This window comes from Novosphingobium sp. FW305-C-111, assembly GCF_058783565.1.
The window spans coordinates 1-19,066 of sequence record NZ_JBYSYP010000021.1; the positions used below are offsets into that span (position 1 = coordinate 1).

The following is a 19,066-nucleotide window of genomic DNA, read 5'->3' on the forward strand; positions in this document are numbered from 1 at the left end:
TTCTTTGCGTCGTGACATAGTGGGACTCCTTGTTGCCCATTATGCCCGGCCACACACGGAAATCCTGACAGTCCCTTTTTCGGTAAGCTCGACCCCGAGGTCGCTATCGAATTCCTGGTGCAGGATGGGGACAATGTTGCCGCTGGGCAGCCCCTCATGCGAATTGCGGGAAGCGCGCAGCTCATGCTCGCGGCCGAGAGGTCCGCTCTCAATACGCTCCAGCACCTGACCGGCATCGCGACGGTGACGCGATCTTATGCCGAAGCGATCGCCGGTACGGATTGCGTCCTTCTCGATACGCGCAAGACAATTCCCGGTCTTCGGGCGATCGAGAAATATGCCGCCAAGGTGGGCGGGGCGCGGAATCATCGCATGCGTCTGGATGACGGTATCCTGATCAAGGACAACCACATCGCCGCCGCTGGCAGCATTGTCGAAGCGGTCAAGGCTGCGAAAGCCGCCAATACCGGGCTGGAAGTCCAGGTCGAGGTTGACGGGATCGAACAAATCGAGCCTGCGCTGATGGCGGGGGCGGATCGTCTGCTTTGCGACAACATGTCTCCTGCCAAGCTCAAAGAGGCCGTCGCCCTTGTCGGCGGCCGCGTCCCCATCGAAGCGTCAGGCGGCGTGCGGCTCGATACGATTAGGGAAATCGCGTCGACTGGCGTCGATTTTGTATCAGTCGGGCGCATCACCCAAAGTGCTCCCGCGGCCGATATCGGATTGGACTACGCGCTTTCCCCATGAGCCTTGCGCGCCAAGGCGGCGTGGAGGTTTTTCAGTCGATAGCAGACTGCCAAAAAGCATATTTGGAAATTAGAGGACTAATGGAGATTACCGTTACAACGCGCACTGGCGAGCGCGTGACCGTCACACCGAATGGCGCAACCACGTTACTGGAAGCGATCCGCGACGCAGGCATCGACGAGTTGCTTGCATTGTGCGGAGGGTGTTGCTCCTGCGCAACCTGCCATATCCAGGTCGATGAAGCGTTTCTCGATCGCTTGCCACCCATGAGTACGGATGAGGACGATCTTCTGGACTCGTCCGAGCACCGTTGCTCAAGATCTCGGTTATCCTGTCAGTTGACTATCTCTGATGCTCTGGACGGACTTTGCATCACGATTGCGCCGGAAGATTGAGGGCACTTGAGTTCGCAAAGAGAGCTCAATCAGGCTCTTGCCGTTAACCGACGGCGTGACAAGCAAAGCACGGCTTATGTAATCCTGTAAGGAAGCTATCTATCCCATGAGCGAGCGGTACGATGTTCTTATTGTTGGGGCCGGGCATGGGGGAGCTCAAGCCGCGCTCGCGCTGCGCCAGCATAAATATGCGGGAAGTGTGGCACTGCTGGGAGATGAGCCAGATCCGCCATATGAACGCCCGCCGCTCTCCAAGGAATATTTCTCAGGCGAAAAGAGCTTCGAAAGAATTCTCATTCGACCTCAGGCAATCTGGGCCGAGCGCGATATCGAGTTGCAGCTCCTGCGACGGGTTGTGGCCGTCGATCCGGCGGAGCAAAATGTTGTGCTCTCCGACGGAAGCCGCATTGGCTATGGCAAGCTGATCTGGGCAACTGGCGGTGCGCCTCGTCGCTTGAGCTGTTCGGGAAGCGATCTCATGGGTGTCCACAACGTCCGCACTCGTGCTGACGCTGACCGCATGCTGGCCGAGACGCCGAAAGTGCAGAATGTCGTGGTGATCGGTGGCGGGTATATCGGCCTCGAGGCGGCTGCGGTACTCGCCAAGCTCGGCAAGCAAGTGACGGTGCTGGAAGCGATGGATCGTGTGCTGGCAAGGGTCGCTGGTGAACCGCTTTCTCGTTTTTATGAGGCTGAACATCGGGCGCATGGCGTTGAGATCCATTTGAACGCCAAAATGGATTGCCTGATTGGACATGATGGATGGGTAACGGGTGTCCGGATGTCTGACGGCTCGGTCTTACCCGCAGACATGGTTGTCGTCGGCATCGGGATCGTTCCGGCCGTAGAGCCATTGATCGCGGCGGGTGCGGCAAGCGGGAACGGGGTAGAAGTCGATGAATTCTGTCAGACTTCGTTGCCGAACATTTACGCGATCGGCGATTGCGCGATCCATGCCAACCCCTTTGCTGGCGGTCAGCGGATCCGGTTGGAGTCAGTTCAGAACGCCAATGACCAGGCCATAACGGCCGCCAGGCATATTGCTGGTGACGCCGCGCCGTACCACGCCGTTCCCTGGTTCTGGTCGAACCAATATGATCTCAAGCTCCAGACTATCGGGCTTAGCTTGGGATACGATGAAGTCGTCGTGCGGGGCCAGAGCGCAGCGCGCAGCTTCACGCTCGTATATCTTAGCAAGGGTAAGGTGCTGGCCCTTGACTGCGTCAACTCTGTGAAGGACTATGTTCAGGGTAAGGCACTCGTTATCACGCAGGCCACTCCTGATAAATCTGTACTTGCAAACCCTGAGATTCCTATCAAGTCACTTTTGGTGAGTTGATAGAACTGTTGTTATAATAACAATTCTGATAAATTTCTGAGTATATACAAAATTAACTGAAACTTTCTCTTTACACATGTGAAGGTTTTTCTTGTATTTTCTAGAATCAGTTTGGCAGTACATAGACATAGTTGATATGTATTTTTGATTTCGGGTGGCCGGAATTGCATGTTTTGCGACGAAAAGGCAGGTCGTGCCTGCCCGTACTGATTTGCCGCTTACGATGGATAGCATCATGCACGCCTCCGTCCTTATCATCCTGCATGAGGGTCATAAGATGCTCCAGGTCCACGCAAGCGAGGCGGCTTCCTGGAAGGCACTCCTGGGTTTTGTAGAGCAGCAATGGCAGGCCCGCTTCGGTTCGCTTTTGCCACCTCTGGACGAAACGAAGCGGATTGAGGCGTTTTTCAAGGATGAGGGGGATTACCTGATCGGCAAGGTGGACGTATCGGAAATCCGGCAACAAATCGAAGACCAAGACAGCAACGTTCCCGATGCCGGGGAGCAGGTCCGTATTTGAGTGCCTCATATTGGGCGACAGCATCGGGCTGGGGACCGCACGCGCCATCAACGCGAAATATGCCCCCCAGTGCGATGTGCTAGCGGCCGAGCGTGTGCATGCACATCAGATACTTGGATGGCGTTTCCCAACGAAGAAGTACGGCGCATGCGTCTTTTCGGTCGGATCCAACGACGATGCAAGGTCTGATCTCGCCGCCAGGCTGACGAGTATCCGTATCCGGACCATCTGCCATCGGGTCATTTGGCTTCTTCCTTACAGTCGTCAACATGCCTACATTGTGAACTCGGTCGCTGCGACCTATGCTGATGAGACGATCGATCTGCTGCGCTTTCCGACGCGGGATCGGATACACCCGACGCGCTACGACCTCGTAGCGCGGGTACTACTGCGGTCGGACCCGGACTGACGCGCACGCATCTTCTGCATCGCGTTGCAACGCCGACCTTTGGCATCTGTGCATCTCAGATGAGGCAAGTTCCAATTTTGCGGTACCTGATACTCCGATTAGCCTTTGTGCACGATTATCGGCTATACAGGTTGCTGAGATGCGATATCTGACGGCGATCGAACTGGCGAACTGGATGGCGCTTTATGTCGCTGCCGGTTCGTGCTGCGTGATCGCCATGGCGCTCTCCTGCGCGACGACAATGGTGGAAGTGGTTCGCGAGCGCGGCTGGTCCAGCGTCAATTCCCTTCGGTCCGCCATCCTGTTTGTCCCGAAAATATGGTGGCGCTGGCAAAAGCTGTACCTGACTTCCATGCCTGTGACGCTCGGCATCGTCATTCTCTTCGCCACATCGATGCGCTGGAGCTAGGCGCCCGCCGCGCGACGGACGATAGCGCCGATGCGGCCCGTTTCCACATCCGCCGGTGATACACACACGAGTGGACCAATTTGCGCCATGCGCGGATGAGTGACAGCTTTTGCGGCTAGATACGTCTCATCAGTTGATCCCATGGCTTCCACGATGATCGACCTGATCTCGCCGGTTTCGCGAGAGCGCAGTTCCAGGATGAAGTCAGGCCGGCAGGCGCCGATCGGCGTAAGTGTGTCGAAAACCGGTTTCTCAATGGTGAGGTCGATTCCGATGCGATCGAACGTCCATTGGAGTTTGATCAATTCGCGGAGCACTGCGCGTTCAAATTCGGAATCTACCGGAACGAAGCGTTTCCCTGAGAAAATAGGCTGGGCGTAGGCACGGAGCGGCGCATACCCATGGGCTTCAGGATATTCCCCAGCAACGACGATCGTCAGGTAAGGCCCCTTGATCTGGTTTCCACGGATCGACGGCGATTGGACGCGATTGGCGAGGACAACCGGATCGCTTCCCGGCACATATATGGTGGAGCCGCGGACATCCTGAGCAAATAGGGCCAGGAACGCCTGCGGAGCATGGCCGCGGGGCCAGCCTCGGGCAAGTTCACGCAGACGCGCGTACATGCGTCGGCTGTGTAGCGCCTGAGCATGCGTCCAGAACGCGCGACCCAGTTCAATGCCTGGCGCGATTTCGACTTTTCCGGCCGCAACGGAGAGCACGCGGAATTCGGTTTTGATGGAACGCTCGGCCGTATCGAACGATGGAGGCAGGCAACGATTCAAGCCGGAAAGAGCAAGAAGCCGCCAAAGCAACCGCGCCAGGCGCGGGATCGATGCCTGACGGGTACGATCATCGGTGCTGTCCTCCTCGGGACGTTGGGCAAGCTTCTCGGGCGCGGGGCGCAGAACCTCGAAATAGCCGGCGGGCGGTTCCGCAGGGCTTTCCTGTGTCCACACTTCGGTGATGCGGTTTGTTGCCTGTTCGCGGAAAAACGGGCAATCGGGTTGATGCTCGGGCCGATCAGTGCTCGTAAGACGCCGCAGGTAGTAGGTTTCAGCTTCCGAGAGGAAGGCGGGAGTCAGGATGGGCGGCGGTTCACCTGGCGGCAAGCAGTCACAGGCGATCCACTTTTCGCCGATGCGCGCTTGCTGGACGAGCATGATCCCCGCTTCTTCATCGGCCCGGGCACCTTGGCCGATGTACCAGCGAACCAGGGCATTCCGAACGGCCTCTGGAAGAGGAATTCGGCCCTTTCCGCAGCCATTGCTGTATCGCGCGATCAGCCACATTTCGCTCTCGCAAGAGCTGTGCGGCCGGCCGTCAGAGTGTCTCGGGGCGGATTGACAAGATGGACTCGGCTGGCGTCCATTTTCCTCGGTTCAAGAATGGGGAGGTCGTCATGCGTGCTTTTTTCTTGGGTGTCGCCACCGTCGGCCTGATCTGTTCCGTCGAAGCGCCCGCCGTCTCGAGGCCTGAACACGCGGTCCGAAGCGTCCAGCTCATCGCGATGGGCGCCCCGGTGAAGCAAGACGTCGCGGCGCCGGCTGCGCCAGTTCGGGATCTGCCAGATGCGACACTGTTGCCGCCGGTTGGGGACTTTCGGGTGCATGACCTCAGTCGGCAATGGGTGGAATTCCAGATGGCGAACAATTTCATGGACACAAATCCCCGGTCGGCGCCTGCCGATGCCGAAGATCCGTTCGCCCATGTGGGCGTCGCGCAGTTGGGCGCGATGGCGGTCGAAGCACAGCTCCCGCCTGCATCCAGCGTGCCTGTCCCGCTCTGGATGCGAGGCGGCGCCATGTTCGCGTCGGCGGCTTATCATTATGTGCCTGGCTGCTCTTCGCCGGGTTACCGGCCGACCGGATTTCTGACGTCCGATGCCGAGATGCGCCGGGCTAGTTACTACGACATGATGAGCAACATCGCATGCCAATATGGCATTCCGGTTGGCCTGTTCGATGCCATGATCATCCGGGAAAGCCGGTATCGGCCCGACGCTTTCTCGCGCAAGAACGCATTCGGGCTCACACAGTTGATGCCCGACACGGCAGTTGCACTGGGCGTCAACCGTTACAGCATCAATGAGAACCTGCGCGGGGGCGCGAAATATCTGCGCCAGCAGCTCGACCGTTTCGGCCACTATCATCTCGCGCTCGCCGCCTACAATGCAGGACCGGGGCGGATTCGGAATGGCCTGGTCCCGCAGATCCCTGAAACGCAAGCCTATGTGGACAATGTTCTGCTCAACTGGTCGCGATTGAGCGGGATCGGGCGCCAGGCGACAATCATTTCGACGACAGCCGGCCCTAACACGCAGCTGCGCCCAACAATCGGAAGGAAGGCGTCCGTCTCGACATTCTAGCCGCATGGTTTGCTGATCCATGTCCACGAACAGTTCGGCTAGAGGTCGAAATCGTCGCCATGGGTGAGGCGATTTCTGCGCTCATGAATAGCTTGGACCTCCTCGGTCACCTTCTTGATCAATGCGTTTTGGAGCGACGGGCTCCAGGCCAGCCTGATCTCGGTTCCATCGAAGCCACCCAATTCCTCGAGCACATCAATCATTCGCTCAGGCGCGCGCACGCATATGTCGCAGAGCATGAAGACAGCCGTCGAATAACATTTCTGATAATATTCATCGAGACCTTTGAAGGTTTTCAGGCACACATATGCGTGCACTAGATTCATGCCGAGCGCGTGCAATATTGTTTCAAATTCAGGAAGCGTCATGGTGACGCGTTTTTCGGGCTTGCTGTGCAGCAAAACGCCCAGCCTCGATTTGCTGATACCGGTCAGGTGGGCGAGTTTGCGTTGAGTTGCTTTCTTGCAAGCCATCGCCCGCAGGATCAGAGGCACATAGTCCCTCTGCAGCTCGTCGCCTTGGGCGAGCTCCACAACTTACGCCCCTAACTTGGCAAGAGATGTCATATCGATCCCCCAATGCCGTTCGGATGGGGAAGACAATCATAGCAGAAAAGCCAATGCAAGCGTGGTTTCGACCAGATTTGTCCGAACCGAAAGGCTAACGCATTGGTGACCGCGCTTGTTAGTGCCGGGACCCCTTGAATGGGCCGGTCTCGCGAGGTTGATCGAACTCGTCCAACTGGAGCTTGGAAATCACGCGAGCTGCCCGCTGCTCGACTATATAGTTGAATAAAAGGGCAGAAAGAGCGTCCCCAACAGAAATGTTGGTTTCGAGTCTTGTTTCGAGCAATTCTTTTATTCTCTCAAGATTTTTGGCACTCGTCTCCGTAATCTCTAAATGGATCTGAATGCTTCCGCCTGTAGGGACAGCCACCAGATGGCGCTTTAGGTTCTCCGCATCCTCATCATCTATCTTTTCTATTCCTGGAACGCGGCTGTTCACGAGATTTTCGAGCGTCTGATAGCACTTAGTACTATTAGAATGAAGGCGAAGGCTCTCAGTCGTGAGATGAAAGAAGCGTTCGGAGATATCCAGTGTAAAGTCTCGTGAGTCAGCGCCCATAGTGCCCACGTCCTGAACTGCCCTCATCCATTAGAGCCCGATCGATGGTCGGTTGCCTTGCCGGGATTATGAACAGGCAATGGTTAATATCTGACGAGTCTTGCGCCGCGAATCTACCGCGAATGAAGCCTGTCCGCAATTGCAGGGCATAACGCCCCGTCAACCCGGCCAATTTGCCCCATATGACGGGGCAGGATGCCCTGATCACCGGGACACGGTGCCCCATTTTCATCACCGACATCGAACATGATCGAAAATTTTCCCGATTCGGGAGGGGGCTGATCCCATACGTCGTTGCGGTGCGGCGATGTGATTGGCCAGCTTTGTTTGGGCGCGGTTCCGTCGCGTCTCCAATCGAAGGAAATCCACATGCAGTCTGTCCTCCAAAAGAGCGGACACGCGGAGCTGGCGATCCTCGCCCTCGCCGTACTCCTGTTCGCTTTTCTCTTCTTCGCCGGTCCCGCCTTCGCCGGCGCCGACACGACGTTCAACACCGCGCTCACTAAGTTCACCGACTTCCTCGAGGGATCCGGCGGCAAGATCATCACGGTGCTCAGCCTCGCCGGCGGCGTGGTCGCCCTCGCTTCGGGTCGCTTCTCGATGGGGCAGATCGCGATCCCGGTCGGCGTCGGCGTCGGTGCCGGAACCGGCGTGCCGATCGTCACGTCCACCGTGACCGCGACGATCTGAACCGATCCCAGGCCTGTGCGGAGTAGCAGCTCCGCCCAGGTCCAGGAGGGGGTGGTGCAATGGCCGCAGACAAGTACGTCATTCCAACTCATCTCGACGATCCCGAGCTGATCGGGCTGTGGACGCTGGATGAGTTCCTGGCGATGGTTATCCCATTCGTCTGGGGGATCCTGTCTCAGCACATCCTTATCGGCATGCTTCTTTCGGGGGCGGGCTGGTGGGGTCTCAGAAAAGCTAAGGCAGGCCGGGCGACGTCCTGGCTGCTTCACCTGGCCTATTGGCATCTTCCGGCCGGCTTCACCGGCCTGAGAGCCACGCCACCCTCATATCTTCGACTGATGGCGGGGTGATATGGAACTTTCCTACAGCCATACGAACAGCCAGCGGATCCTGCGCCAGCGCAACATTCTGGCCGTCGCCGCGGTGGCGCTCGCCGTGATCACCCTGCTGCTCTGCACGGTCAGCCTGTCGCGCGACCGCGAGGTGGTGCTGCAACCAGTGCTGCGTTCTCCGCTGACGGTCAGCTCTGCCGGCGTCAGCCGCGAATATCTGGAGATGATCACGCGCGACACGGTCGTGCTGACGCTCGATCGCAGCCCGCAGAACCTCGAATACTGGATGAATGCGGTGCTCGACATTGCGAGCCCGCGCACGCAGGGCAAGATCAAGGCCGACCTGCTCAAGATCGTCAGCGAGCAGCGCGGCTCCTCGATCTCGCAGTTCTTCACCATCCAGAAGATGGAGATCGACACCAGGAACCTCCGCTCGGAGGTGACCGGCGAACTGCACACGATCGTCGGCAACAAGGTCATCTCCAGCGAGAACCGCACCTTCCGCTACGACTGGGAATATTCCGGCCTGTCGCTGAAGCTGGTGGGCTTCGGGATGGTGAAGACCGGCTCCGCGAAAGACCAACAGGGGAGCTCATCATGATGCCGGTCTATGCTATCGGGAGTGCCGCGCTCGGCACTGCCTTCCTCTCGCGCGTGACTTGCCACGCGAGCCGCTTCATCGGCGCAAGCCTCGTCGCCCTGGCGGTCTTCCTCATCGCCGAGCCGGCCTTCGCCGATCAGACGATCATGGCGAGCGACAGCGCGCAGGTTGATTGCACCGCGTCGGCCAAGGATCTGACCCGCATCAGCCTCGTCGAGGACGAGTTCGCGAGCGTGTCGAAGATCTCGACCGGCAATCCGCAGGACGACTTCTCGGTCGTCAACGAGCCGGTCCGCGGTGACATCTACCTGTCTGTGCCAGACGGGTTTGGCCGACCCGCGCTTTCCTTCTTCGCGACCAGCAAGCGCGGCTACGTCTACAAGTTCGTGTGCCGGATCAGCGGGGACCAGGCCGCCCAGGTCTTTGTTTCGAACCCTGCGATCGCCAACGAAAAGGCGGCCGAGAATGGTCCCGCCAATCAGCTGGGACCCCAGGATGCCGCCGTCGAGCTTGTCCAGGCCATGTATTCGAATGCCGTCGCCGATGGCTACGAGATGCGCCAGCGCACCCTGCGCCCCGTCTATGTTGGCACTCTCAAGGTCCAGATGATCGCCGAATATCGGGGTTCCGAGCTGACCGGCCGGGTGCTTCGGATCGAGAACAAGGGTGACCAGAGCGTCGAGCTTACCACAAGCATGGTCGCTCCTTCGAGCGCGCTCGCCGTCTCGATCGCCGACACCAAGCTCGCACCGGGCAAGGTCACCACGGCCTACCTCGTCTCGCAAAATGGTCCGAGCCCCTTGGCTGGCCAAAATACTCCTACGGGAAGGTGAGGATATGGCTCTTTCCGATTTCCTGAAGCGCAGTCGCCGTCCTCTCGACGGCGGCAGCGAGGGCGGCACCGAAGAGGGAGTTTCCCCGCTGTCGGGCGATCTCGGTGCCAATGACGCAGTCCGCCGCCGCCAGCGTCTGCTCCTCGCCGGCGTCGCGGGCGTGGGCCTGGTCCTTTCGTCCTTCTGGATCTTCGGCGGCGACGGCGACAAATCGAAGGAGACCGACGACGGCGTCAGCGAGGTCGACGTCTCCACCAAGGATCTCGTCAACCGCAACCTCTCCCAGCAGGAATGGATGGCGCTTTCGGAGAACCGCTTTCAGTCGACAGAAAACCAACTCAAGTCGATCGACGGGCAGAATAGCCGGCTCGAGGCGCTGACCGCGCAGGTCGAGGCGCTGAAGGGCCAGAATCAGGCGATGCAGGCCGATGGCCAGCGGGTCCTGTCCGCCTACCAGGCCGAAAACGAGCAACTTCGCCGGCAGGTCGCTGATCGCCGGACTGCCGCAGCACCGGCGCCCGGCCCGGCCGCAATGTACGGGCCCTATGGTCCGCAGGCCTATCAGCGACCGGGCGCGCAGGGCGGAACGCAAGCGGCGGCTCCGATCGCTTCGGCCGCGGAAGTGAAGCTCGTCAACTTCACGACGACGGATAGCGGCAACGCCTCCCGCATTGCCAAGGGCAACACGGTCTATACCGACAGCGTCAACTATCTGCCGCCCAACAGCTTCGCGCGTGCGAAGGTGATCGTGGGCGTGGATGCGAGCGCGGGGGTCAACAGCCAGAGCGATCCCTTGCCCGTCGTGCTGCGTGTGACGGGTCCGGCGCGCTCGGTCTACCAGAACGGCCGCCTGCTCACGACCAAGATAGAGGGCTGCCTCATCAACGGCGCGGCGCGCGGCGACCTCTCGAGCGAGAAGGTCTACGTCAAGCTTCAGAAGATGACCTGCCCGCAGCCCGGCGGCCGCTACGCGGTCTCCGAGGTCAAGGGCTTCATCGCCTTCGGGGGTAAGACGGGCGTGCGTGGCCGGGTGGTGTCCCGCGAAGGCTCGCTCGTGACCCAGGCCTTCCTGGCGGGCCTTGCTGGCGGCTTCGGCCGTGGCTTCTCGGCGAATGCCAACTCGGTCTTCCAGGGCACCAACATCACGACCAACGGCCAGCGCCAGAAGCTCTCGACGGGCGACATCCTCGAGGGCGGTTTCGGCGAGGGCGTCGCCCAGACTGGCGACATGGTCTCCAAATATCTGATCGAACGCGCCGAGCAATACCAGCCCGTGATTGAGATGCCGACCGGCATCGATGTTGAGATTGTCTTCCTGGAGGGTGTCTATGTTCGCAATTGATCGTCTGCGCGCGCTGGGCCGCCCGTCGCGCCTCGTCCTCACCACGCTCCTCGGGCTGAGCGTCGCCGGCATCGCGCTCGCGGCCGACACGAACAGCCCGGAAGACCGGGTCCGGTTGCTCCTAAAGACGCGGCTGCCCAAGACACCGGTCACCGCTATCGATTGCGGCAAGATCAGCGGCCTTTGCGAGATTACCGCGGGCGCCAACCTGTTCTACGTCGATACGGGCGCGCGTTTCCTCGTCATCGGCCGCGTCTATGACATGCAGACCCGGCAGGACATCACGGCCGCCCGTCTGCTCGAGATGAACCCCGACATGCTCGTCGGCGCAGCCGCGAAGGCCAATGCGGCGGCAAATGCGGGCGGCGAAGACGATACTTCACAGCTCGCTGCGGCAACGCCGGGCCGGGTGGAGAAGCCAGTCCGCCCTGCGACGCCGCAGAAGCTCTCGCTCGCCGAGCTGCCCCGAGACGGTGCGATCGTCTGGGGCAATCCTTCGGGCCAGACGATCACGGTCTTCACCGATTTCCGCTGTGGCTATTGCCGGGCGCTCACCAGTGTCCTGAAGGACATGAACGTGCGGGTCGTCGAACGGCCGATCTCGGTGCTCGGAAGCCGCGATGTCGCCGACCGCGTCTACTGCGCCAGGAACCGGGAGGCCGCGCTGCATGCAGCCTATGCCGGAGAGGAAATCAAGGCAGGACCTTCCTGCAACACCTCGGGGCTCGATGCGAACGAGGCCTTCGCCCACCGCCATGGTCTCAGCGGCACGCCGGTCATCGTGCGCGGCGACGGTGCGGTGATCGAGGGCTACCGGCCGCGCGCCTTCCTCGAGAATTGGCTCAAGGGAGGCCAGTCGTGATCCGGCGGTCCTTGGTTGGGCATGGCGGCGGCCGCCGTCGTCTGTGGCTGCCGGGTGTGCTCGGGTTGACCAGTCTCCTGGCGCTCAATGGCTGCGCCAGTTTCGGCGGCAATGTGCGCGGCAGCTTTTCCTGCGCGGCGCCCGACGGCATCTGCGCGCCGAGTTCGACGATCGACGACAGGGCGCTTGCGCTCATCTCGGCGGACCCTTCGGACGGCGATGCTCTGCCCACCGGCAATATGCGGCAGCCGATGCGCGGGAAAACCAATCGCGTGGCGATGGGCCAATCCGCGCGCCTTGCCTCGACCGATGCCGGACGCAGCCAAGAGAAGGTGCTGCGGATCGTCTTTCAGCCCTATATCGACGAGCGTGGCCGGCTCCACGAGGCCAGTGCGGTCCATGCGGTCGTCGCGAGCGGGGAATGGCGGCAGCAGGCTCTGATGCAGGCGTCCATGCCGGCGCGGGCGTCGGCGGTGGCACCAGACATCCAGGAATCGCTTGGTGATGCGGTCGACCGCATCGATCCGCCGCTGACAGGCTTCGCCGACAGCGATCCGAACGGACCGGACCCGGCGGCCGTTGCGGCTGCCCGGGCGCGCAAGCCTGATCCGGCCCCCGATCCGGTCAGTGCGATCAAAGCGGATGTCAGGGCGCGTCTCGCTCCCAGGGCGCCAGCGACATCCGGTTCGGGAACGGCGGCGGCTTTGAGCCATACTCCGCCGGCTGCCGCTTCGACGGTGCCTCATCCCCCCTCTGATGCACCGGCGAGCGGCAGTCCCGAAGCCAAGGCGGCCTCGGCACCCGCTCCGCAGCCTATGAGCGCGACCGGCGCGGCGGCGGTCGCGCGCGTGAAGGCCGATCCCCACTATCAGGAGGTCGCCAATGGCGCGGCTAAGGATGCCCGGGATGCCGGCGTTGCGCAGACCGGAGCGGCAGCCGCGCCGGCGGCGATCGGCGCGACGGTGAAGGCCGCGAACTTCCCTGCTGCCGTGCCGGAGGACAAGTGAGATGGCGGGGAGCTTCTTCGAGAGCCTGCTGTCCGGGATCCTGGGCGACGCCAAGCGGCCCGACGCCGAGCGGCCGGAGTTTGGCGTGCCGATGCTGGCGCATTGGCTGCCCTATCGCAGCTATGATCCCAAGACCGGGATATTCTACAACAGCGCATCGCGCGGCTTCGTGATCGAAGCAGCGCCGCTCGTCGGCGCGGACGAACGCACGGGCGAGATCCTGACCCAGTTTCTCTCGGAGGCGATTCCTGCCCCCGGCTGTCTGCAGTTCCACCAATGGATGAGTCCGCGGATCGGCGAGCGCCTCTCCAAATGGTATCTCCCGCGCTATTCCGCGCGCGGCGTCTATGAGCGCATGGCCAAGCACCGGGTCGACTTCCTGACCGACGGGGTCTGGAAGTCGCTTTCGGCCGACGCGCCCTTTTCGCTTCGCAATCACCGCGTGGCGATCTCCTATTCGACGCCCGAGAGCTCGAGCGTGACGGCAGAGGAGATCGTCGCCGTCATGGACGGCATCATCTCGGCGCTTGCCTCGATCAATGTGTCGGCCAGGACGATGGATCCGCAGGCACTCATTGCCTGGATCGACGACATTACCTCGCCGACTACTGCTGCCGGCGAGGACGTGGTCAGCTATAATCCGCTCGATCCGATCGCGGACCAGGCAATCCGCCGGGACGTCGAATTGCATATCGAGTCTGACCGGATGCTGCTTCGCACCGAGCGATTCCGGCCCACCGGCAAGACCATCGACGAAGCGCCGGAGATCGGTGAAATTCTGCCGGACGTCTTCGACGTCCGCTCGTTCTCGGTGCGCAACCTGCCGGCACGCTGGGCGCCATGGGACGTCGCCCGGCTGATCGGCGACATGTTTACCGACAAGCTGCGCATGCCGTGCCCGGTCGCGACCAATCTCTGTGTCGAATTCCCCGATCCGATGGCCGCGAGCAACAAGGCCAGCTTCAAGTTCATGCGCACAACGAGCCTGGCCGATTCAAAATCGTCGCGCTTCCTGCCGCAGCTGCGCGATCAGAGCCAGGAATGGCGCTATGTGAACGACGAGCTGCGCCAGGGCCGCAAGCTCGTGCGCGTCTTCTTCAGTGTCACCGCCTTCTCCCCGAAGGGCCGGGGGGACGCGAACGAACGGGTACTCAAATCCGTGTACCGGGCAGCGGGCTGGGATCTTCTCGACGATCGCTACCTGCAGATCATGGGTCTGCTCTGCGCGATGCCGATGACGATGGCCAACGGTCTCGCGCGCGATCTCGAGCGCATGAAGCGGATGCGCACATTGCTGACCACGACCGCCGCTAATCTCGCCCCCATTCAGGGCGAGTTCCTCGGGAGCCAGGTGCCCCATCTGATGCTGATCGGCAGACGTGGTCAGCCCTTCTTCTGGAGCCCGTTCGAGAATGCGGCCGGCAACCACAATGTCGCTGTCTTCGGCAAGTCGGGCTCCGGCAAATCGGTGACGCTGCAGGAGCTGTGCGCGTCATTCTGTGGCGCCGGCGCCCGCGTTGTCGTCATCGACGACGGACGCTCGTTCGAGCATTCCGCCAAGCTCCAGGGCGGCGCTTTCGTCGAGTTCACGATGGCTTCGGGCTTTTGTCTCAACCCGTTCAGCATGATCGACGAGGAACTCGCGGCGACCGATGAGGACTATCTCCTCGACTGCATGGCAATGCTCAAGGCCATCGTGAACCAGATGTCGCGCCACATGGATCGGCTCAACGATACCGAGCGCGGCCTGATCGACGGCGCAGTCAACACGGTCTGGGCGGAGAAGGGGCGGGCTGGTTCGATCGATGATATCATCACCGCCCTGGATGCGACCGGCAACCAGCAGGCCACCGATCTTGGCATAGCTATGCGGCCATTCTCCTCCGCCGGCACTTATGGCCGCTTCTTCCAGGGCGAAGTGTCCTTCGAGTTGTCGGCCCAGCTCACCGTTTTCGAACTCTCCGATCTTTCGTCACGTGAGGAACTGCGCAGCGTAGTGCTGGCCGCGATCATGTTCATGTCACAGCAAATGATGCGTAAGGTCGACCGTTCGATCCCCAAGGCGCTATTCCTGGATGAAGCGTGGCAGATGATGCGCGGCGGGGCGATGGCCGAGTTCATCGAGGCCTTTGCGCGTACCTGCCGTAAATATTATGCGTCGCTCATCACCGCGACCCAGTCGCTCAACGACTATTACAAGTCTGCGGGTTCGATCGCCGCCCTTGAGAACAGCGACTGGTTCGTCATTCTCCAGCAGAAGCCGGAGACCATCGCCGACTTCAAGAAGCATGATCGTTTCGAGATGGACGACTATACCGACGCGCTGCTGCGCTCGCTGAAGATCAACGGCCGCGAATATTCCGACATTCTGATCAAGGGGCCAGAGACGTTGGCGGTCGGCCGCCTGGTGCTCGATCCCTTCTCGTCCACGGTCTATTCCTCCAGTCCGGCCGTCTACGCCGCCATTGAGGATCTCGTCACGCAGGGCCTCACCATGGATGAGGCGATCGAGCGGATCGCCTTCCCGGACAACCCGGAAAAATGGGCCTCTCACGAGGATCCCGAGCTCGCGCAAGCGGCGGAGTGAGCCATGGCCAGCAGCACAGAGCCGAGGGTACAGCCATCCGCGCCGCCGTCGATCGACGCGCGCGCGATGCTTCATTTCACCCTGTATTTCGGCGGCTTCCTCGCATCAACGCTGCTCATGACCTGGGGCCTGTTCGCGCTGTTTTTTCTCGCCCTTGGCGGCTTCTCGCTCGATGGCCTGATGAACCAGCTCAACAACCTCAGCACCCGCTACGTCATCGCGACCCCGGATCGGGTCGCATCGTTCAAGACCATCTTCGCCGTCGCACATCTCATCCTTTCCGTGGGGCTCATGGTCCTGCGGAGAGGCAGGATCCTGCCTTCGGCCCGATCGCAGGGAGACCCCCGCCATGGCTGAGCAACCCGAACTCGACCTTCCCGCGCCACCGGTATCGCCAGCAGCGCCAGCGAAGCCCAGACGAACATTCTTCGCTGGCTTCAGCCGTATGCAGATCCTCGCCGGGCTGATCCTTCTGGCCACTGTGGTCTGGGGCATGTGGGTCACCAAGACACTGGTGACGCCCAAGCAGGATCATATCGTCTCGGCGCGGCTCTCCTCGATCGTCGGGGAATATGTGCAGGCGCAGGCGCGCTCGACATCGCCTCCGGCGCAGGTCGAGGCCGAGATGCGGGGCTTCATGGCGTCGCTCGACAAGGAACTGCAGCGGCGCAGTGCTGGCGGCCAGATCGTGCTCGTCGGCGAAGCCGTGCTCACGAAGAACGTGCCCGATATAACCGACAGCCTCAGACAATCGGTCTACGCCTCGGGCGTCCCGCGGCCGCGCCAAGCTTCGGCCGAGGAGCTGCAGCAGATGAATGCCCAGGCGATGGCGGCCGCGAGACCCCAACTTGCAGCCCCGGCTCAGATGCCGGGCCAGATGCCCGGGGCTGCTCCTCCGATCGATCCCATGATGGCCGCACAGGGCATGGCGGCGCCAGGAATGGTGTCTTCAGGGCAGCAGCAGCCGGTTCCGCAATATGCTCCGCCAGCTGCGCAAGTTTCGACCTTCGGAGGCTCCGATGGCATCGGCGGCCAGTGAGGCGCGCCCAAGCTGGCGGCCACGCACGCGGCTATGGCTGTTGTTCGGCCTGTTCATCGCGGGCAGCGTTCTGCTCAGCGCGATCAGCGCATGGCGCGACGATCATCTGCTGCTGATCAACACGACGGGTTCGCTTCCGAACTGGGCCTTCCTCATCCAGCGCCACAAGCTGCCGGCGCGCGGAGACTATGTTTTCTTCGACCCGCCGCCAAGCACGCTCCTGCGTCGCCACTTCGGCGCGAAGCCGCGGATGTTCGGCAAGATCGTCTACGGCATGCCGGGCGACACGATCAGCCACGTTGGCCGCCAGGTTGCGGTGAACGGCCACCTCGTCGCGCAGATGAAACCGCTCACACGCTTTGGTGAACGCCTGACGCCGGGCGCAACCGGCCCGGTGCCGCAGGGATGCTATTTCGCGGCTACGCCGCACAAGGATGGCTTCGACAGCCGCTATGCCGAAATCGGCTTCGTATGCGCGCGCCAGGTCATAGGAACCGGGGAGCCGATCCTATGAGGGTGCTCATCTCAGGCGGGCTGGCCATCGCCGCAACGGTCGGCGGGTTGATCGTCGTTGGGCCGATGCGGTCGGAGGCCAAGGACTATGGCCAGGCCGCGCAGGCGTTCCCGGTCATCGAGCCCGATCTGCTCTCCACCATTGAAAACCGCCTGCGCCGCGCAGAGGCAAGCGGCGAGCTCGCCCGGACCAACGAGATGTTCGCCAAGCGCGTCGAGGCGAAAGTTCGTCGACCCGATCCCGTCACGGGGGTCACCCCGGCCCGGACCGCCCGGAGCTGGGACTTCGATCCGTCGGTCACGATGGAACGCGACATCCGCGACCAGAAGGGCAACCTGATCGCCCCAGCGGGACAGCGGATCAACCCGCTCGACTTCGTCTCGATCCGTCAGGACCTTGTCTTCATCGACGGTGACGATAGCGAGCAGCTCGCTTGGGCCACGACGCGCTACACGGACCTCAAGGCGAAGATAATCTTCGTGCGTGGATCGCCGGTCGAGCAGATGACCGCGAAGAAGCGGCGTTTCTACTTCGATCAGCAAGGCAAGCTCACTTCCCGCTTCGGCATCGAGCATACGCCAGCCGTGGTCACCCAGGCTGGCAAGGTGATGCGCGTCTCCGAGGTGGTGTTGAAGTCCGGGAGCCCGGGCTGATGCCGCTGTGGCTCGACATGCTCCGAACGCCGATGGCGGCACCCGAGACTCGCGATCTTCGGCGGCTGCGCCGGATCTGGCAGGTTCTTTGCCTGCTACTGGCCGCCAGTGTCGCGGGCTTGCAGCCGTTGATGCGGATCAGCGGTCAGGCGGCGCCCTGTGCGATCGCGTCGCTGCTGGCGGCCACGCTGTTGACCACGGCGCTTTACCTCGCGCGCAAGCATCGCGCGGACACCGCCTTTCTCGAACCTGCCGGGGAGGATCAGTGATGCGCGGCTTTCGATCAGCTCTGCGGCTTCTCGTCATGGCGCTGGCAGCCTTCTTTCTGGCGCCGAGCGCACAGGCGGCAGGGCCGACCTGTCACGGGAAGTTCGTCAATCCGATCACCGACGTGTGTTGGTCTTGCCTGTTCCCACTCTCGGTCGGCGGCCTCAAGATCTGGCCGAGCGGCCGGCCGGATACGAGCAATCCCGCTTCCCCGATCTGCTTTTGTGGCAGCCCGCTTCCCAGGATCGGCATCTCGGTCGGCTTCTGGGAGCCGGTGCGGCTCGCGGACGTCACAATGAAGCCCTGGTGCTTTCCTAATCTCGGGGGTGTGCGCATCGCGCCGGGGTTCGACATCGGCCAGGGCTATCTGGCCGGCCCCTCGATGGTGGGCGGCCGCTCGCAGAGCACGGCCAAATGGCACGTGCACTGGTACGTCTATCCGCTGCTCTACTGGATGGAGATCCTGACCGACTTCGTCTGCTTCGAGCAGGCGAGCTTCGACATCGCCTATATGACCGAGGTCGATCCGCTCTGGCAGGACGATAGTCTGACGGCGCTGATCAATCCGGAAGCCGTCGTCTTCGCTAACCCGATCGCCCAGGTCGCCTGCGCCGGCGACTGCATCGCCGGGACCGTCCACCTGCCGCTCGATCCGCTGTTCTGGTGTGCGGGGTGCCAGGGCAGCATGTATCCGCTCAACGGCAACGTGCCGTCCTCGATCGGCCATGTTCAGTCCTCGCGGCTCGCACTGTCGCGCTTCGCCTACAAGATGCACCGCGAAGCTCTTGCCTGGGGGACGATGGGCTCGGCCGGGCTCTGCAAGAAGTACCTCATGCCGATCATGCGCAAGCAGCAATACCGCTTCCAGATGGTCAATCCGATCCCCACCGTGAGCGGCCGCTTCGCCTGCTCCACGATCGGGGCATCCACCATGCCGCCTGACGCAGGTCGCGCCTATCCCGCCGCCGGCGAGGACATGGGCTACCTCGTCTGGCGCAAACGCAATTGCTGCGTGCTGTAGGGGGCC

General features: G+C 61.8%; 23 protein-coding genes and 1 pseudogene. 21 read left to right on the forward strand and 3 right to left on the reverse strand.

The window, feature by feature from the left end:
* Positions 1 to 75 precede the first annotated feature (75 nt).
* From nadC to AC3WLD_RS17865, 6 genes and pseudogenes are all read left to right on the forward strand, one after another.
* Positions 76 to 747: pseudogene (gene nadC / locus AC3WLD_RS17840) on the forward strand (carboxylating nicotinate-nucleotide diphosphorylase); the annotation flags it as partial.
* Positions 748 to 827: 80 nt separating this feature from the next.
* Positions 828 to 1,142, forward strand: a complete 315-nt coding sequence (locus AC3WLD_RS17845; protein ID WP_037478039.1) for a 2Fe-2S iron-sulfur cluster-binding protein — start codon at positions 828 to 830, stop codon at positions 1,140 to 1,142.
* Positions 1,143 to 1,248: 106 nt separating this feature from the next.
* Complete coding sequence (locus tag AC3WLD_RS17850) at positions 1,249 to 2,481, forward strand: NAD(P)/FAD-dependent oxidoreductase (protein WP_017184790.1); 1,233 nt, start codon at positions 1,249 to 1,251, stop codon at positions 2,479 to 2,481.
* Between the two features lie 223 nt (positions 2,482 to 2,704).
* Positions 2,705 to 3,001: a hypothetical protein gene (locus AC3WLD_RS17855; RefSeq protein ID WP_017184789.1), complete on the forward strand. Its 297-nt coding sequence runs from the start codon at positions 2,705 to 2,707 to the stop codon at positions 2,999 to 3,001.
* A 10-nt stretch (positions 3,002 to 3,011) separates the two neighbouring features.
* Complete coding sequence (locus tag AC3WLD_RS17860; RefSeq protein ID WP_225900034.1) at positions 3,012 to 3,410, forward strand: SGNH/GDSL hydrolase family protein; 399 nt, start codon at positions 3,012 to 3,014, stop codon at positions 3,408 to 3,410.
* A gap of 139 nt (positions 3,411 to 3,549) precedes the next feature.
* Positions 3,550 to 3,819, forward strand: coding sequence for a hypothetical protein (locus tag AC3WLD_RS17865; protein WP_017184787.1), 270 nt, complete (start codon positions 3,550 to 3,552; stop codon positions 3,817 to 3,819).
* Here AC3WLD_RS17865 and AC3WLD_RS17870 read toward each other — a convergent pair.
* Complete coding sequence (locus tag AC3WLD_RS17870; RefSeq protein ID WP_017184786.1) at positions 3,816 to 5,111, reverse strand: DUF8535 domain-containing protein; 1,296 nt, start codon at positions 5,109 to 5,111, stop codon at positions 3,816 to 3,818. The two genes, AC3WLD_RS17865 and AC3WLD_RS17870, sit on opposite strands and share 4 nt — an antisense overlap.
* Before the next feature lie 110 nt (positions 5,112 to 5,221).
* Here AC3WLD_RS17870 and AC3WLD_RS17875 point away from each other — a divergent pair, with 110 nt between their 5' ends.
* A complete protein-coding gene (locus AC3WLD_RS17875) occupies positions 5,222 to 6,187 on the forward strand; it encodes a lytic transglycosylase domain-containing protein (protein WP_037515329.1) in 966 nt (321 codons plus the stop codon).
* A 38-nt stretch (positions 6,188 to 6,225) separates the two neighbouring features.
* On the opposite strand, the gene AC3WLD_RS17880 is transcribed toward AC3WLD_RS17875, so the two are convergent.
* Together AC3WLD_RS17880 and AC3WLD_RS17885 are read right to left on the reverse strand one after the other, a co-directional pair.
* On the reverse strand, positions 6,226 to 6,720 hold the full coding sequence (locus tag AC3WLD_RS17880; protein ID WP_017184784.1) for a hypothetical protein: 495 nt from the start codon (positions 6,718 to 6,720) through the stop codon (positions 6,226 to 6,228).
* 151 nt (positions 6,721 to 6,871) lie between these two features.
* Positions 6,872 to 7,192 carry a hypothetical protein gene (locus tag AC3WLD_RS17885; RefSeq protein ID WP_230461512.1) on the reverse strand — a complete coding sequence of 107 codons (321 nt, stop codon included), beginning with the start codon at positions 7,190 to 7,192 and terminating at the stop codon, positions 6,872 to 6,874.
* 489 nt (positions 7,193 to 7,681) lie between these two features.
* Here AC3WLD_RS17885 and AC3WLD_RS17890 point away from each other — a divergent pair, with 489 nt between their 5' ends.
* From AC3WLD_RS17890 to traU, 14 genes are read left to right on the forward strand one after another with little or no spacing between them, the layout of a single operon-like run.
* Entirely contained in the window at positions 7,682 to 8,002 is a 321-nt protein-coding gene (locus AC3WLD_RS17890) for a TrbC/VirB2 family protein (protein ID WP_017184782.1), read from the forward strand.
* A gap of 59 nt (positions 8,003 to 8,061) precedes the next feature.
* Positions 8,062 to 8,352 carry a type IV conjugative transfer system protein TraL gene (traL, locus tag AC3WLD_RS17895; RefSeq protein WP_017184781.1) on the forward strand — a complete coding sequence of 97 codons (291 nt, stop codon included), beginning with the start codon at positions 8,062 to 8,064 and terminating at the stop codon, positions 8,350 to 8,352.
* A gap of 1 nt (position 8,353) precedes the next feature.
* Complete coding sequence (locus AC3WLD_RS17900; RefSeq protein WP_017184780.1) at positions 8,354 to 8,935, forward strand: type IV conjugative transfer system protein TraE; 582 nt, start codon at positions 8,354 to 8,356, stop codon at positions 8,933 to 8,935.
* Entirely contained in the window at positions 8,932 to 9,768 is an 837-nt protein-coding gene (locus AC3WLD_RS17905) for a type-F conjugative transfer system secretin TraK (RefSeq protein WP_017184779.1), read from the forward strand. Before AC3WLD_RS17900 ends, AC3WLD_RS17905 begins: the two co-directional genes overlap by 4 nt.
* A gap of 4 nt (positions 9,769 to 9,772) precedes the next feature.
* Positions 9,773 to 11,110 (forward strand): TraB/VirB10 family protein, encoded by a 1,338-nt coding sequence (locus tag AC3WLD_RS17910; protein WP_017184778.1) that lies wholly within the window; start codon positions 9,773 to 9,775, stop codon positions 11,108 to 11,110.
* On the forward strand, positions 11,097 to 11,972 hold the full coding sequence (locus AC3WLD_RS17915; protein WP_017184777.1) for a DsbC family protein: 876 nt from the start codon (positions 11,097 to 11,099) through the stop codon (positions 11,970 to 11,972). The genes AC3WLD_RS17910 and AC3WLD_RS17915 overlap by 14 nt, the downstream gene beginning before the upstream one ends.
* Positions 11,969 to 12,979: a TraV family lipoprotein gene (locus tag AC3WLD_RS17920; RefSeq protein WP_017184776.1), complete on the forward strand. Its 1,011-nt coding sequence runs from the start codon at positions 11,969 to 11,971 to the stop codon at positions 12,977 to 12,979. Before AC3WLD_RS17915 ends, AC3WLD_RS17920 begins: the two co-directional genes overlap by 4 nt.
* A 1-nt stretch (position 12,980) precedes the next feature.
* Positions 12,981 to 15,566, forward strand: a complete 2,586-nt coding sequence (gene traC / locus AC3WLD_RS17925) for a type IV secretion system protein TraC (RefSeq protein ID WP_017184775.1) — start codon at positions 12,981 to 12,983, stop codon at positions 15,564 to 15,566.
* A gap of 3 nt (positions 15,567 to 15,569) precedes the next feature.
* Positions 15,570 to 15,923 carry a hypothetical protein gene (locus tag AC3WLD_RS17930; protein ID WP_017184774.1) on the forward strand — a complete coding sequence of 118 codons (354 nt, stop codon included), beginning with the start codon at positions 15,570 to 15,572 and terminating at the stop codon, positions 15,921 to 15,923.
* Complete coding sequence (locus AC3WLD_RS17935; protein ID WP_026002700.1) at positions 15,916 to 16,605, forward strand: type-F conjugative transfer system protein TrbI; 690 nt, start codon at positions 15,916 to 15,918, stop codon at positions 16,603 to 16,605. The genes AC3WLD_RS17930 and AC3WLD_RS17935 overlap by 8 nt, the downstream gene beginning before the upstream one ends.
* Positions 16,586 to 17,119 carry a S26 family signal peptidase gene (locus AC3WLD_RS17940; RefSeq protein WP_017184772.1) on the forward strand — a complete coding sequence of 178 codons (534 nt, stop codon included), beginning with the start codon at positions 16,586 to 16,588 and terminating at the stop codon, positions 17,117 to 17,119. Before AC3WLD_RS17935 ends, AC3WLD_RS17940 begins: the two co-directional genes overlap by 20 nt.
* On the forward strand, positions 17,116 to 17,772 hold the full coding sequence (gene traW, locus AC3WLD_RS17945) for a type-F conjugative transfer system protein TraW (RefSeq protein WP_017184771.1): 657 nt from the start codon (positions 17,116 to 17,118) through the stop codon (positions 17,770 to 17,772). Before AC3WLD_RS17940 ends, traW begins: the two co-directional genes overlap by 4 nt.
* Positions 17,772 to 18,041, forward strand: coding sequence for a hypothetical protein (locus AC3WLD_RS17950; protein ID WP_017184770.1), 270 nt, complete (start codon positions 17,772 to 17,774; stop codon positions 18,039 to 18,041). The genes traW and AC3WLD_RS17950 overlap by 1 nt, the downstream gene beginning before the upstream one ends.
* Positions 18,041 to 19,060, forward strand: coding sequence for a conjugal transfer pilus assembly protein TraU (gene traU / locus AC3WLD_RS17955; protein ID WP_026002699.1), 1,020 nt, complete (start codon positions 18,041 to 18,043; stop codon positions 19,058 to 19,060). The genes AC3WLD_RS17950 and traU overlap by 1 nt, the downstream gene beginning before the upstream one ends.
* Positions 19,061 to 19,066: the final 6 nt, after the last annotated feature.

Excerpts from the sequence above, each read along its gene's own strand:
- AC3WLD_RS17845 (WP_037478039.1), top strand. The coding sequence starts at position 828 with ATGGAGATTACCGTTACAACGCGCACTGGCGAGCGCGTGACCGTCACA.
- AC3WLD_RS17850 (WP_017184790.1), top strand. The coding sequence starts at position 1,249 with ATGAGCGAGCGGTACGATGTTCTTATTGTTGGGGCCGGGCATGGGGGA.
- AC3WLD_RS17855 (WP_017184789.1), top strand. The coding sequence starts at position 2,705 with ATGGATAGCATCATGCACGCCTCCGTCCTTATCATCCTGCATGAGGGT.
- AC3WLD_RS17865 (WP_017184787.1), top strand. The coding sequence starts at position 3,550 with ATGCGATATCTGACGGCGATCGAACTGGCGAACTGGATGGCGCTTTAT.
- AC3WLD_RS17870 (WP_017184786.1), bottom strand. The coding sequence starts at position 5,111 with ATGTGGCTGATCGCGCGATACAGCAATGGCTGCGGAAAGGGCCGAATT.
- AC3WLD_RS17875 (WP_037515329.1), top strand. The coding sequence starts at position 5,222 with ATGCGTGCTTTTTTCTTGGGTGTCGCCACCGTCGGCCTGATCTGTTCC.
- AC3WLD_RS17890 (WP_017184782.1), top strand. The coding sequence starts at position 7,682 with ATGCAGTCTGTCCTCCAAAAGAGCGGACACGCGGAGCTGGCGATCCTC.
- traL (WP_017184781.1), top strand. The coding sequence starts at position 8,062 with ATGGCCGCAGACAAGTACGTCATTCCAACTCATCTCGACGATCCCGAG.
- AC3WLD_RS17900 (WP_017184780.1), top strand. The coding sequence starts at position 8,354 with ATGGAACTTTCCTACAGCCATACGAACAGCCAGCGGATCCTGCGCCAG.
- AC3WLD_RS17905 (WP_017184779.1), top strand. The coding sequence starts at position 8,932 with ATGATGCCGGTCTATGCTATCGGGAGTGCCGCGCTCGGCACTGCCTTC.
- AC3WLD_RS17910 (WP_017184778.1), top strand. The coding sequence starts at position 9,773 with ATGGCTCTTTCCGATTTCCTGAAGCGCAGTCGCCGTCCTCTCGACGGC.
- AC3WLD_RS17915 (WP_017184777.1), top strand. The coding sequence starts at position 11,097 with ATGTTCGCAATTGATCGTCTGCGCGCGCTGGGCCGCCCGTCGCGCCTC.
- traC (WP_017184775.1), top strand. The coding sequence starts at position 12,981 with ATGGCGGGGAGCTTCTTCGAGAGCCTGCTGTCCGGGATCCTGGGCGAC.
- AC3WLD_RS17930 (WP_017184774.1), top strand. The coding sequence starts at position 15,570 with ATGGCCAGCAGCACAGAGCCGAGGGTACAGCCATCCGCGCCGCCGTCG.
- AC3WLD_RS17935 (WP_026002700.1), top strand. The coding sequence starts at position 15,916 with ATGGCTGAGCAACCCGAACTCGACCTTCCCGCGCCACCGGTATCGCCA.
- AC3WLD_RS17940 (WP_017184772.1), top strand. The coding sequence starts at position 16,586 with ATGGCATCGGCGGCCAGTGAGGCGCGCCCAAGCTGGCGGCCACGCACG.
- traW (WP_017184771.1), top strand. The coding sequence starts at position 17,116 with ATGAGGGTGCTCATCTCAGGCGGGCTGGCCATCGCCGCAACGGTCGGC.
- AC3WLD_RS17950 (WP_017184770.1), top strand. The coding sequence starts at position 17,772 with ATGCCGCTGTGGCTCGACATGCTCCGAACGCCGATGGCGGCACCCGAG.
- traU (WP_026002699.1), top strand. The coding sequence starts at position 18,041 with ATGCGCGGCTTTCGATCAGCTCTGCGGCTTCTCGTCATGGCGCTGGCA.